At 58.1% G+C, this 13,235-nt stretch carries 11 protein-coding genes; 4 read left to right on the top strand and 7 right to left on the bottom strand.

Translation table 11 applies throughout. The annotated features are described in order from the left end of the window. The first annotated feature begins 73 nt into the window (after window positions 1–73). From ftsH4 to gcvPA, 3 genes are all read left to right on the top strand, one after another. The gene (ftsH4, locus tag ACWIUF_RS09070) at window positions 74–1,960 is read left to right on the top strand and encodes an ATP-dependent zinc metalloprotease FtsH4 (RefSeq protein ID WP_448572027.1); all 1,887 of its coding nucleotides are present in this window, start codon (window positions 74–76) and stop codon (window positions 1,958–1,960) included. Window positions 1,961–2,165: 205 nt separating this feature from the next. Next, window positions 2,166–3,782 (top strand): murein biosynthesis integral membrane protein MurJ, encoded by a 1,617-nt coding sequence (gene murJ / locus ACWIUF_RS09075; protein WP_448572028.1) that lies wholly within the window; start codon window positions 2,166–2,168, stop codon window positions 3,780–3,782. A 184-nt stretch (window positions 3,783–3,966) separates the two neighbouring features. Beyond that, on the top strand, window positions 3,967–5,397 hold the full coding sequence (gcvPA, locus tag ACWIUF_RS09080; RefSeq protein WP_448572029.1) for an aminomethyl-transferring glycine dehydrogenase subunit GcvPA: 1,431 nt from the start codon (window positions 3,967–3,969) through the stop codon (window positions 5,395–5,397). Between the two features lie 61 nt (window positions 5,398–5,458). On the opposite strand, the gene ACWIUF_RS09085 is transcribed toward gcvPA, so the two are convergent. The 6 genes from ACWIUF_RS09085 to petN form a co-directional block, all read right to left on the bottom strand. Further along, window positions 5,459–6,673: a peptidase U32 family protein gene (locus ACWIUF_RS09085; RefSeq protein ID WP_448572030.1), complete on the bottom strand. Its 1,215-nt coding sequence runs from the start codon at window positions 6,671–6,673 to the stop codon at window positions 5,459–5,461. Next, window positions 6,654–9,233: an endonuclease MutS2 gene (locus tag ACWIUF_RS09090; RefSeq protein WP_448572031.1), complete on the bottom strand. Its 2,580-nt coding sequence runs from the start codon at window positions 9,231–9,233 to the stop codon at window positions 6,654–6,656. The genes ACWIUF_RS09085 and ACWIUF_RS09090 overlap by 20 nt, the downstream gene beginning before the upstream one ends. 18 nt (window positions 9,234–9,251) lie before the next feature. Beyond that, entirely contained in the window at window positions 9,252–9,611 is a 360-nt protein-coding gene (locus ACWIUF_RS09095; protein WP_448572032.1) for an STAS domain-containing protein, read from the bottom strand. Between the two features lie 425 nt (window positions 9,612–10,036). Next, window positions 10,037–11,095: an oxygen-dependent coproporphyrinogen oxidase gene (gene hemF / locus ACWIUF_RS09100; protein WP_448572033.1), complete on the bottom strand. Its 1,059-nt coding sequence runs from the start codon at window positions 11,093–11,095 to the stop codon at window positions 10,037–10,039. Between the two features lie 41 nt (window positions 11,096–11,136). Continuing rightward, complete coding sequence (locus ACWIUF_RS09105; RefSeq protein WP_448572034.1) at window positions 11,137–11,274, bottom strand: hypothetical protein; 138 nt, start codon at window positions 11,272–11,274, stop codon at window positions 11,137–11,139. Between the two features lie 15 nt (window positions 11,275–11,289). Next, window positions 11,290–11,379 (bottom strand): cytochrome b6-f complex subunit PetN, encoded by a 90-nt coding sequence (petN, locus tag ACWIUF_RS09110; protein ID WP_265901271.1) that lies wholly within the window; start codon window positions 11,377–11,379, stop codon window positions 11,290–11,292. 398 nt (window positions 11,380–11,777) lie between these two features. On the opposite strand from petN, the gene ACWIUF_RS09115 reads away from it, so the two are divergent. Next, window positions 11,778–12,380: a type IV pilin-like G/H family protein gene (locus ACWIUF_RS09115; RefSeq protein WP_448572035.1), complete on the top strand. Its 603-nt coding sequence runs from the start codon at window positions 11,778–11,780 to the stop codon at window positions 12,378–12,380. Between the two features lie 42 nt (window positions 12,381–12,422). Here the strand turns inward: ACWIUF_RS09115 and ACWIUF_RS09120 are convergent. Continuing rightward, window positions 12,423–13,235 (bottom strand): hypothetical protein (locus tag ACWIUF_RS09120; RefSeq protein WP_448572036.1); only part of this gene is annotated, 813 nt, incomplete at its 5' end.

A 13,235-nucleotide genomic window follows, 5' to 3' on the forward strand; every position in this document is an offset into this window, starting at 1 on the left:
CCTGACCCGGCTGACGCTGCCCTCCCTTCCCCCTCAGCGGGGGAAAGTGTCCCTTAACTATTGAGGATCGATCATGGCAATTCGCGACAATACCAAAGGCCCCCCGCGTTTTCGGCTGAGCAATATCCTCCTCTTGCTCGCCAGTTTGTTTTTCATCGGCAACTTGCTACTGCCCCTGATTTTGGGACCCCAAATCCCCCAGGTACCCTACAGCCTGTTTATTGATCAGGTGAATGATGGCAAGGTTGAGCGGGTTTACGTGGCTCAAAACCAGATCCGTTATCAACTCAAAGGTGAAGAGGGCAAGCCCGGTCAAGTCCTCAGTACCACACCGATTTTCGACCTGGAATTGCCCCAGCGCTTAGAAAGCAAAGGGATTGAGTTTGCAGCGGCCCCCCCGCCGCAAAACCGTTGGTTCACGACCCTCCTGGGTTGGGTGGTTCCCCCCTTGATCTTCGTTGCGATCTTCCAGTTCTTCGCCCAGCGGCAACAGGGGGGTCCCCAGGGAGCGCTATCCTTCACCCGCAGTAAGGCCAAGGTGTATGTGGATAGTGAAGCCACCAAGGTGAGCTTTGCCGATGTGGCCGGGGCCGATGAAGCCAAGGCCGAGTTGTCGGAAATTGTTGATTTTCTCAAGTCACCCCAACGGTTTACGGCGATCGGTGCCCGGATTCCCAAGGGGGTCCTCCTCGTCGGCCCGCCGGGCACCGGGAAAACCCTCCTCGCCCGTGCGGTGGCCGGTGAAGCCGGGGTTCCCTTCTTCAGTATCTCCGGTTCGGAATTTGTTGAACTGTTCGTGGGAGCGGGTGCGGCCCGTGTCCGGGACCTGTTTGAGCAGGCGAAGAAGAATGCGCCCTGTATTATCTTCATCGATGAGCTGGACGCGATCGGGAAATCCCGTGCCAGTGGCGTCTTTATGGGCGGCAACGACGAACGGGAGCAAACCCTGAACCAGTTGCTCACGGAAATGGATGGCTTTGCGGCGGGCGATGCGACCGTGATCGTCCTCGCGGCGACCAACCGTCCCGAAACCCTAGACCCGGCCCTGTTACGCCCCGGTCGCTTCGATCGCCAGGTTTTGGTCGATCGCCCCGATCTCGCTGGCCGGGAAGCGATCCTCAAGATCTATGCCCAAAAGGTGAAGCTGGCCGAGGGTGTGAACCTGCACGAACTGGCCACCCGCACCCCGGGGTTTGCGGGTGCCGACCTCGCCAACCTGGTGAACGAAGCCGCTCTCCTGGCGGCCCGGGCTGGTCGGGAAGCGGTCACCCAAGCCGATTTTGCTGAAGCGATCGAACGGGTGGTGGCGGGCCTAGAGAAAAAGAGTCGGGTTCTCAACGAGCGCGAGAAAACGATCGTCGCCTACCACGAAGTCGGCCATGCCCTCGTCGGTGCCCTGATGCCGGGGGGCAGTAAAGTTGCCAAGATCTCGATCGTGCCCCGTGGCATGGCAGCCCTGGGTTACACCCTACAACTGCCTACCGAGGATAGGTTCCTCCTGGATGAGGGCGAACTGCGGGGGCAAATTGCCACCCTGCTGGGGGGACGCTCCGCCGAGGAAATCGTCTTCGGCAGCATCACCACTGGCGCTGCCAACGACCTACAGCGGGCCACGGATCTGGCGGAACGCATGGTCACCACCTACGGCATGAGCAAGGTTTTGGGACCCCTGGCCTACGAAAAGGGCCAACAAAACGCCTTCCTGGGCGATGGTGGCATGGTCAATCCCCGCCGCATGGTGAGTGATGAGACTGCCCAGGCGATCGATGCGGAAGTCAAGGACATCGTTGAAGGTGCCCATCAGCAGGCCCTCGCCATTCTCCACCAGAATCGGGATTTGCTAGAAAAAATTGCCCAACGCATCCTTGAAACTGAGGTGATTGAGGGTGAAGAACTGCAAACCCTGTTGGCCGAAGCGAAGTCGCCAGAAGCCGCCCTGCCCGCGCCCGTAATGGTCTAGTGATCTGCCTGAAGACAGGTTAACGGCTAGCCCTCACCCCTGCCCCTCTCCCTAGGGAGAGGGGTTTTTGCTTGGGTGACTTTGGCTGGCTAGGTGGAGAGGCTGACGGCATTGGCTTCCCCGTGTTGGCATTGTCCTCTATTCTGGATTGACGTTATGACTAGTGACGTTATGACACTGTTGCCATGCTGTTCAGGGAGGTTTTGTGACTGAGCAACCCCCAGCGAAGCGATCGCTGGCCAAAATTGCTGGCATTGTTGCCATTGCGACCCTCATTAGTAAACTGTTTGGCCTCGTGCGGCAACAGGCGATCGCGGCGGCGTTTGGGGTAGGGCCTGCCTTTGAAGCCTATAACTTTGCCTATGTGGTTCCCGGTTTTTTGCTGATCCTGCTGGGGGGCATTAACGGCCCCTTCCATAGCGCAATGGTGAGTGTGCTGGCCAAGCGGGATCAGCGGGAGGCGGCTCCCCTAGTGGAGTCGATCACCACCCTGGTGAGTGGGGCGCTGTTGATCGTGACGATCCTCGTCATTGTGTTTGCGGGACCGCTGATCGAACTGGTGGCACCGGGGTTGGGCCAGACACCGGAGGGGTTAGAAATCCGCGCGATCGCGGTGCGCCAGTTGCAACTAATGGCCCCAATGGCCCTGTTTGCCGGTCTGATTGGGATTGGCTTTGGCACCTTGAATGCATCGGATCAGTACTGGCTGCCATCCATCAGCCCCCTGTTTTCCAGCCTGACGGTGATCCTGGGGTTGCTGGTGCTGGCGCTAAATTTGGGGAAGGATATTGCAGCCCCGGAATATGCCCTGCTGGGGGGTATCGTGCTGGCGGCAGGCACATTAATTGGGGCGATTTTGCAATGGTTAGTGCAGGTGGTCGCCCAGTGGCGCAGCGGGATGGGTAGCCTGCGGTTACGGTTCGACTTCCGGCACGCAGGGGTACAGGAGGTCCTGAAAATTATGGGACCCGCAACCTTTGCCTCCGGCATGATGCAGATCAATGTCTACACCGATCTGTTTTTTGCCTCCTTTATCCCCCCAGCCGCGTCGGCCCTCGGCTATGCCGGTCTGCTCGTGCAAACGCCGTTGGGTATTCTGTCGAACATGATTCTGGTTCCCCTGCTACCCGTATTTTCACGGCTGACCGATCCGCAAGACTGGCCGGAGTTGAAGGACCGGATTCGCCAGGGATTGATTTTAACCGCCCTGTCGATGTTGCCGCTGGGGGCGTTGATGATTGTGTTGGCCGATCCGATCGTGCGGGTGATTTATGAACGGGGTGCGTTCCAAAGTGAGGCATCGCAGTTAGTTGCTTCAGTATTGGTGGCCTATGGGGTTGGGATGTTTGTCTACTTGGGGCGGGATGTGTTGGTGCGGGTATTCTATGCGCTGGGGGATGCCCAAACGCCGTTTCGGATCAGCATATTCAATATTTTTCTCAATGCCCTGCTGGACTATTTGCTGATTGGTCCCTTAGGCGCACCGGGACTGGTATTGGCAACCGTGGGGGTCAATATCGTTTCATTGCTGATGTTTCTGTGGTTGCTCGATCGCCGCTTGCAGGGCTTACCCCTCCGGCAGTGGGCGAGCACGATCGCCGCCCTGACGGGGTTCAGTGGGATAGCGGGCGTGGGCAGTTGGGGGATGTATACCACCCTCACACAGCTCATCCCAAATCCTAGTTTTCTGGTGCAGCTAGGCTTTCTGAGCATTGCGGGTCTAGGTGGCTTAGGTATTTTTGTGCTGTTAGCCAGCTTACTGGGCCTGCCAGAAACGGTTCTGTTGGTGGCCCGCATTCGGCAACGGTTCCGGCGATCGTAGCGCCAAGGAAAATCGCTGGCGGCAGCGTCAACGCCTCCAGGTGCCCCCCTGATCGCCCAACGATGCTCACGACCAATTAGGATCAAGCCACCTAGGATCTGTCTATTGATGATAGCCAGCCGCCACCCCCAACCGCCCTCTCTAGCCCCAACGCTCACTAGCTTCAAACCTCGCTGAATGCCCGTTGAATCGGGCTAAATTCGTTAAGATTAGTAAAGTTTCCTGGCAATGGAGTGACGATCGCGTGGCCCGCTATAGTTCCCATACCCCCACCACCCGGCAATACCTACTGCAAACCCTGGATTTAGCTGACATGGAACCGCTCCTGGCGGTCATTCCGGCTGATCTGCGCCAGCCTAAGTTCAACCTCCCCCCTGGGAAATCGGAACTGGAGGTGCGGCAACTGTTGCAACAATTGGCCGCTGCCAACCACCACCTTGATCAACTCACCTGCTTCCTGGGGGCGGGTTGCTACCGTCACTTTATCCCCGCAGCAGTTTGGGCGATCGTCGGACGGGGAGAATTTCTGACTAGCTATACGCCCTACCAACCCGAAGCGGCCCAAGGAACCTTGCAAACCATTTTCGAGTTTCAAACCGGGATTGCCCGGTTAACCGGCCTGCCGATCGCCAATGCCTCGCTCTACGATGGGGCCAGCGCTACCGCCGAAGCGGTTCTCATGGCCCTGCGGCAACAGAAAAACCGGAGTCATCTCCTACTGGCCGAGAGTCTCCATCCGGAATATCGCGAATTATTGACGACTTACTTACAAGGGTTGGATGTGACCCAGGCGATCGTCCCAACGGCCCCCACTGGCCAGATTGATCTCACCACCCTGCAACAACATCTCCAGCAATCAGCAGACGCTTGTGCAGCAGTGGTGGTGCAATCGCCGAATTTTTATGGGGGCGTTGAAGAGGTGGCCGCGATCGCGAATGCAGCCCATGCGATCGGTGCCCTACTGATTGTCGTCGTGACTGATCCCACCACCCTTGCCGTCCTCCAGCCCCCAGGTCAACTGGGAGCCGATATCGTCGCTGGGGAAGGTCATGCCCTGGGGACACCACCTAGTTACGGGGGACCTCACCTGGGTCTGTTGGCAGCGCGGCAGGAATTCCTACGCCAGATCCCCGGACGGTTGGTGAGTCTTGCCCAGGATGCCCGTGGCCAGACGGCCTATACCCTGACGCTGCAAACCCGTGAGCAACACATTCGCCGTGCCAAGGCCACCAGTAATGTGTGCACAAACCAATCCCTGATGGCGGCAGCGGCAGCCGTCTATATGGCGTTGCTGGGACCGGATGGGTTGCGCCAGATGGCAACGGTGAGCCTGCAACGGGCACATGGGTTGGCTGAGCAGATTCAAGCACTACCGGGGTATGCCCTAGTCTATAGCGGTCCCTTTTTCCATGAGTTTGTGGTGCGGTGCCCGATCGCGGCCCAAACGGTGATCGATCGGGCATTGACGGCGGGGCTGTGTCCGGGGGTGGCGCTGTCCCGGTGGTTCCCCGATCGGCCTCAGGATTTGCTGGTGTGTGTGACGGAGATGAATTCAATGGCGGAGGTGGCGCGGTTGGTGGGGTTTTTGCGGGATTTGGTGGTGGGGGAAATTTAACGGTTACTTTAGCTCTAATGCTTCACCACTAAGGCACGAAGGACACGAAGGGACACGAAGGTCAGCCCATGAGGAGGGAGCCGGGGACAGCTTTTTTGATCCAGTCGGTGATGAGGATTTGATCGGGTTCGAGGGTTGTCGGCGCTTCGCTGGTTAGGGTGCGGAAGGTGAGGTTGGGGGGAATGGGGAGGGCTTCGCCGGTGGGGATGCGTAGGCAATCGATTTGCGATCGCGTGAAGGATTGCAGGACTTGCCAGACGGCGTATTGGCCACTTTCGCCCGCGATGACTTCGGCTAGACAGTTCTGGTTGCGATAGGCGGTGAGTTTGGCCTTGGCTTTCAGGCGGGGGAAGAGGGCGGTGGTGCGGTTGGCGTTGAAGAAGGGGGCCTGGATGGGCCGGGGCCAGGTTTTTCGCAGTTGGCTGGGGTCGGTCTGAAGTTGGGTGCAGAGGGCGGCAATCCCGGTGGCGGCTTCCCCGGTGTGGCTCAGGTGCCGCAGATCTAGCCGTACCCTTGCTAAACCGGCTGCGGCTAAGTTAGTCAAGCGATCGAGAATAAATTGATCCTTGTCCAGAAACATCAAGGTGCCATGCGGCGTTTCGTAGGTGGGAAATTGACGCTGGGGGGTATCTTCAAAGGCAACCTGGGCGGTGAGGGTATGCTCATCCGGGTCATCGTCGCCAGACACATGGGCCGCCAGCAGCGATCGCGGCGAATAAAACAACAGGATGGGTCCCGCGCCTAAGACTTCGCATTCTACGGGTAATTGCTGGCAATAGTGGATCAGGTTAGCCTCTGGCAATTCGATCGAGAGAACAAGGCGATTCAGGGAAGCCCCCAATAACTCACACCACCCCTGTAAAGCCTCCAGGTTGTGATTGCCCGTTTCTGCGATCAGGTGGATCGGCATCTGGGGTCGGTGGTGTTGCACCCAGGCCGCTGCACCAATATCACACACGCGGATAGCGTCAAAGAGAGATAAATCCCAGGTCTGGAGACGATCGCCAATGCCCTGCATCACCGACTCGGTCATGAGAATATCCCACACCAGCACTGGACTCAGCCCCCGGTGCCGCGCCGCGATCGCTAGGGTTTGGGTCTCTTCGGGCGACAAGCCCCCCTGTCGAGCCATTAGTCGGGGTTCCAGCAGCACTTCCCGTATCCCCGGTGCGGCCACACAGGCATCCAGATCCGCGATCGCCGTAACAAAGGTGTTGAACTGCATCCCCACGTTACCTGTATATTCCTCATCCCTACTATGGGCGAGGATAGACAACCGTTACACCACTCCCCCCATCAGCCGCTTCAGCCGCCTCAAAGCGTTCTACGCTAGGGTGTTGCGCCAAAAAGGCATGAATCCCTCGCCGTAGCCGTCCTGTGCCGTGACCATGAATCACCCAGAGGGGACCGTGGGCCTGCACAATCGCCCGATCTAAGTCAATCTCCGCATCCGCTACCCGCATTCCCCGGAGATCCAGGGTATTGCGGGAAGTCCGAATGGCCGGGTCCGTTGCAGCGGGTTTAGGCTGGGGTTCTACGGCCTCACGCGGTGGACGCTGGGGCTTTTCTCCCTTGAGGGATTCAATTTCCTCTAGGGCCACGGTCATCTTCATCAGGCCGAAACGCACGGTTAACTCACCACTCGCATCGGGACCACTGAGCACCTCCGCCGTCACATTCAAACGGGGAATGCGGATTTTATCCCCCACCTGCGGCATAAAACTGGGTGGAGCGACCGGTGGCGGCGGCGGCAGATGTTGGTCCGCGATCGCCTGGAGGGCTTGGGTTGCCCGTTGGGCCGCCTGGGCCGTCTGGGGTCCCTGTTGCAACTTACGAATGACCCTGGCAATATCCTGCTTGGCTGCTGCGATCGCCTGTTGCACCGTCTGTTCCTGGACCTGTTGCAACTGCCGCTCCCGTTCCCGCAACATTGCCGCCTTTTGGGCAACTTCCTGGTGCAACCGTTCCGCCTGCTCCAAGAGTTGGCTGGCCGATCGTGCCTTCGCCTCCTGCTGCCGCCGCTGATCCTCCAACCCCGCGATCACCCGATTGACATCGGCTGCTGGGCTGGGCGTCACCTGTTGCTTCGCCGCTGCCACAATGTCGGGATTTAGCCCTAAGCGTGCCGCGATCGTCAACGCATTCGAGCGTCCCGGAATTCCCCACAAAAGGCGATAGGTGGGGGATAGGGTCGCCTCATCAAACTCGACCGCCGCATTCTCGAAGCGATCGTCCTGATACTTGAGCGCCTTCAGTTCCCCATAGTGGGTCGTCGCGATCGTCAGCCCCGCCCGCTCCGCCAAGTATTGCAGCAACGCCGTCGCCAACGCACTCCCCTCCGTTGGATCAGTCCCCGCCCCCACTTCATCCAACAATACCAGCGCATTAACAGGCGTCAGCAGATGGCCATCAAGCGGCGATCGTGGGGTAGGCGTCCCGCCTGCCAGTCCACTCCCGCTCCCGCCTGCCAGTTCATCCCCTGACGTTAATTGTGGGGTAGGCGTCCCGCCTGCCAGTCCCCCCTGTCGCTCCGTCTCTACCCCCTCCGTTAATGCCGAGAGAATTTGGCTAATCCGGCGAATATGACCCGAAAACGTCGAAAGGTTTTGTTGTAACGACTGCTCATCACCAATATCCGCCAACACCTGCTCAAACCAGGGCAACTCCACTGGCTCACGAGCCGGGACAAACAGACCCGCCTTCGCCATCAAGGCTGCCAGCCCCAGGGTTTTCAGCGTCGCTGTTTTCCCCCCCGTATTCGGCCCGGTCATGGTCACCACCCGCACATTCGGGGTAATCCGGACATCAATCGGCACCACCGGACACCCCTGTTCATGGCGCTCCTGCCACACCAGCAGAGGATGGCGCAACTGACGGAGGGTGATCGCCTCCCCCGCACGGGGATCAATAAACCGGGGGGGATTGGCTGCCAACCACAAACTATAACGGGCACGGGCCGTGGCTAAATCCAGGGTAGTGACGATCGCCAACAATCGCTCCAGATCCTCGGCTACGGCAGCCACCTGTTGACTCAGCCCTTGCCGGATCGCTTCCGATTCGACCTGCTCTTGACGCACCAACTGGCGCAAGTGGTTATTCCGATCGACCACCAGGTAGGGTTCCACGTACAGGGTCGCCCCACTGGCTGAGGTATCGTGGACGATGCCCGGAATCGCCTCCCGATGGGAGAGCTTCACCGGGATCACAAAGCGATCGCCCCGTTGGGTAATGAGTGGTTCTTGGATAGCATTAGCCTGCCGCTGGAGGACACGTTGGAGAGTACGCTGGATTTCCTCCCGCAGGTGGCGCTGGTTTTCCCGAATTCGAGCCAGAGCGGGGCTGGCCCGATCGCTCACCTGGCCCTGATCGTCAATACACCGATGAATTTCCTGTTCCAGTTCCGGATAGGTGCGCAACTCGGCCACCAACGTCCCCAGCACCGGATAGGGCACCGTCTCAGACCCCGCCCCCTCTTCACCGGGATGATTCTGCTGATCGATTAACCGCCGCAGTTGCCGACTACCCGCGAGGGTGGTGGCGATCGCCAGTAGCTCCTCGCCAAATAAAACCCCCTGCCGCTCGGCCCGCGCGATCGCCCCCCCAATATCGCTAATCCCCGCAAAGCTTAACCCCTGGGGCAAGGTTGCCTCTAATTGGTACACCTCACGGGTTTGGGCCAACAGGATCAGACTGGCGGCTGGTGTTGTGGGTAGCTGGAGGGACTGCGCCGCCAGTGCCCCCAACTTAGTAGCAGCAAAGGTCGCTAGATGCTGGCACAGGCGCGGCCATTCCAGGAGGTCAAGGGTTTCTGTCTGGCAGGATCGACGCACGGACATAGGCATTGCAGCGTGCAGTTATCGACGGGCAATGCCCCGTGGCACCCCTTCGATCGCCTCTGCCTCCGTCTCAAAAATTTCAAACACCGAATCCATCATGGTCACTTCAAAAACCAGTCGTGCCTCTGGATGCACATTACAGATACGAAAACTACCGTTTGCCTTATCTGCATCCCGCATTCCCGCGACCAAAGAGGTTAAGCCAGAACTGTCAATAAAGTCTACAGCCCCCAGGTTAACCACAACATGGGGGCTTTCCTTCACAACTTCCTGTAGTTTCAGGCGAAACTGCCAAGCGGTTGTAATATCAAGTCGTCCACTCGGCGTTAGCACAATCACCTGGGTGCCATCTTGGGTTGTGTGCGTTGTCTGATCCATGAAAATCGCCCACCCTCTTGTCACGTTGCTCAAAGATCTGGATTCGGTTGTCCAGCAGGAGACCGGTATTAACAACTCTCTGTCTAATCGCTTCCAGCGAGGAATGCCTGCTTCCGCTCCATTCCTAGCATGGCCCTGAGTAATCCTTAAAGTTTACCCAACTTTACCCAATGTTCATCATTATTTCAGGGCGTGATGCCCCGGTGCGATAGGGATAGCCGCATCAGCCGCACCCAGGGATGTTTCTCTCACCAATCTAGCCTATCGGTTAAGGCAGCAGCGGGAACATGGGTAGCGCTAGCCCATGATCTTGGTCACAGGCGTAATCCTTGACCACGGGTCAGAATTGCCCCGATCGCTATGCCTGCAGTTACTGACGACCAACCCCACGAAACTTAACGTCGCGAACCTTTATGTTTACGGAACTAGCTGGGTTGATCCGCCTCCCCTAACCAATCCTGGGGTTTGAGGAAGGTTTCATACAGTTCCGCTTCCGGGGTTCCAGGTTCCGGCTGGTAGCAGTATTCCCAGCGCACCAAGGGCGGCAGGGACATCAGGATCGACTCGGTCCGGCCCTGGGTTTGCAGGCCAAACAAGGTGCCGCGATCGTAGACCAGGTTGAACTCGACATAACGACCCCGACGATAGAGTTGGAATTGCCGTTCGCGATCGCCATATTCCAGGGCTTGCCGCCGTTCGGCAATGGGCACATAGGCCGGTAAAAACGCCGCCCCACAGCTTTTAATAAAGGCAAACAGATCTTCCCAACGCCGAGGGGCGATCGCCCCCAGTTCCCGGCTCCGTTTGGCTGCCCGACCATTGGGATCGGGACCATGATAGAGTTCGCCCACGCCATCCTGATAGTCGAAGAAAATCCCCCCACTGCCACGGGTCTCGCCGCGATGCTTCAGGTAAAAATATTCATCACACCAGGGTTTAAACACCGAGTAATAGTGGGGGTTGTGGGCATCGCAGGCCGCTTTGAAGGTCTGATGGAAGTGAACCGCATCCTCGCGGAAGGGGTAATAGGGCGTCAAATCCGCCCCGCCGCCAAACCACCAAACCGGCCCCGCCTCAAAATAGCGGTAGTTGAGGTGAACCGTGGGGATATAGGGACTCCGGGGGTGAAGCACCATCGACGTGCCGGTGGCATAGAAGCCGTGACCGGCTGCTTCCGGACGCTGCACCAAAATCGAGGGCGGGAGGTGTTCCCCCCACACCTCGGAGAAATTAACCCCCGCCTGCTCAAAGATGCGCCCCGCCTGCATTACCCGCGAACGGCCACCGCCTCCCTCTTCCCGCTCCCAACTGTCCTCGCGAAAAGTCGCTTCACCATCCAGTTCGGTTAACCCCTGGCAAATGGTATCCTGCAACTGACGCATAAAGTCGCCAACCCGTTGCCGGGAATCCGCTGGGGGATGATCACACGTAACAGGCGCAGAGGCCGGAGCCGCTAGGGTTTCGGGGGAAGAAGAAAGTGTCATAGGTGTCAATTACGCAAAGTCAATACTGTCGCCATTACCGCTTAGCGCTTGCGTTGCTCTCGCTGCTGGCGTCGGCGATCGCGCCATTCGGCAAAGGTGAGGTAAGCAATTCCACCCGTGACCGCCACTAGGAGACCTAGGGCAGTCAGGGCTAGAACTGTTTGGACGGATAATTCCATAGCCAATATTGCAGTCTAAAAGCCGTTGCGCCCCCAAACGACGAGCGCGATCGAAAACGTAAAAACAGTTAACAAAGAAACCCAGCCGAGGGTCAGGATATCCATAACGCTATGTTCAGGATGATTTAATCAACGCCAAACCCTATGATACGGCAAGTGATCCCCCCCCACACGCCCAGTCGCATACGTTCCTGGGCCACAGGGGCAGGGGAGCAGCCAACTTCTTACCCTTGATATCCGGTTTTCGCTAAAGCTGGATGAAAAAGGTTCACAACCCCACCCACGCCCCGATCGCGCCCCCTCTCTTGGCACATCCTGTATGCGCACGCGAATCACCCCTTGGGGAACCTCGATCGCCCTATTGCCCTATTGAGAGGTTACTGAGATCCCAATGTTAAATATCAACCTATACCTGAGTAGGCTAGCCGCAGCTTCGTCGCACTGGGGCTAGTTTAACTGGTTTTGCTGGGCGGGTAGTGAATCACGTCAGAGAGAGATAGCTTATGTATATGAGCACCGAGACAACCCACTTAACCCTTCAACTCCCCCCCCAACATAGTCAACCTATTCCACCACCAAAACAGTTTCAACGGCAAGGACTCAAGCCGCAGCGTCGTTATGAAGCCGGGTTCACCCTAATTGAACTGATGGTTGTGATACTCATTGTGACAATACTATCGGCGATCGCCATACCCTCGTTCCTTAATCAGGCTAACAAGGCGAAACAATCCGAGGCCAAAACCCATATCAATACTTTTGTCCGTGCTCAACAAGCGTACTATTTGGAACAACAGACCTTTGCCCCAAGCCTGGAGCTACTGGTGATCGGGATTCCCAGTCAAACCCATCACTATCAATATGTCGCGGCTGGTCCTTACAACGCTGCGGCTGCCAATGAACATATTGTCGTCTTTGGCAATACCCTGCAATCCCCCCTCAAGGGGTATGTGGGGATGGTCCAAGTGGGTATGATCACAGCGATCGGTGAAGCCACGACCCTAGCAGTCTTGTGTGAAAATAACCTGCCTGGTCTGGGCAGCGTCCCTGTCCCCACAACCACAATCAGTGGCCCTAGCTGTTCCCCCGGCACCGCTCCCATCAAATAAGTCGGGGTAGCAAATAAGTTGGGGCAGGGCCATCCCATAGCCTTATTTTTGCCGTCCTAGGGCACTGGGTGATCCGTCCAACCCCGATATCGGCTGCACCTCCCCACCCAGGTTCACCACTTCCTTGCGGGCCAGCAGGTAATTATTGCGATAGGCTTCGATCCGCTGGCTGGCTTCCGGATAGAGGAAAGAGGTGGGGGGAATCGCGGCCAAATAGTTAATGGCGGCCAACCACTTTGCTTCGGCCTCTTTCCACGTCTCAATGGTGCGGTTGGGGCGCTTACCCAAGGCCGTGGCCTCCGTCGCCAGCCCCATTGCCGCTGTCATGCTTTCTTGCGCTTTGGCTTCCGCCTGAAGCCGTTCTTCAACCTGCTGGAGTTGTTCACGCACCTTCAGTAATTCGGCTTGGGCTTCAGCATAGGCGGAACCGGGAATATCGGGCACGGCTGACAGCACGGTTTCCGCATCTTTCAATTTCTGCTGGGCCGCTTGCAGTTCATTCAGGTTCGTTACCTTGGCGACATCGATCGCCCCGGCGGTGAGGGCTTGGGCATCGGCAATCGATTGTTTCTGCTGCGAAACTGTCCAAAGCATCCAGCCGACATAGCCCAGAAAACCGAGGATGAGAAGGCCGAGTAATCCCCGTGCCAATAACCCTTGGCAAGACGCCTCTTGCATTTGGGTGCTGCTCCCACTGGCCACCGCCGGAGAACTAGGGGGCATCGTGGGGCTGGCGGGGGTGGACGACACCGGCACCACCGGGGGCAGACCGCTGGGGGCAACACTGGGACCACTGGCTTCACTCCCCGCACCCATCCCTAATCCTGGCTCTGGGACAGGGGGAGCGGTAGGGGG

This window comes from Trichothermofontia sp., from assembly GCF_053493415.1.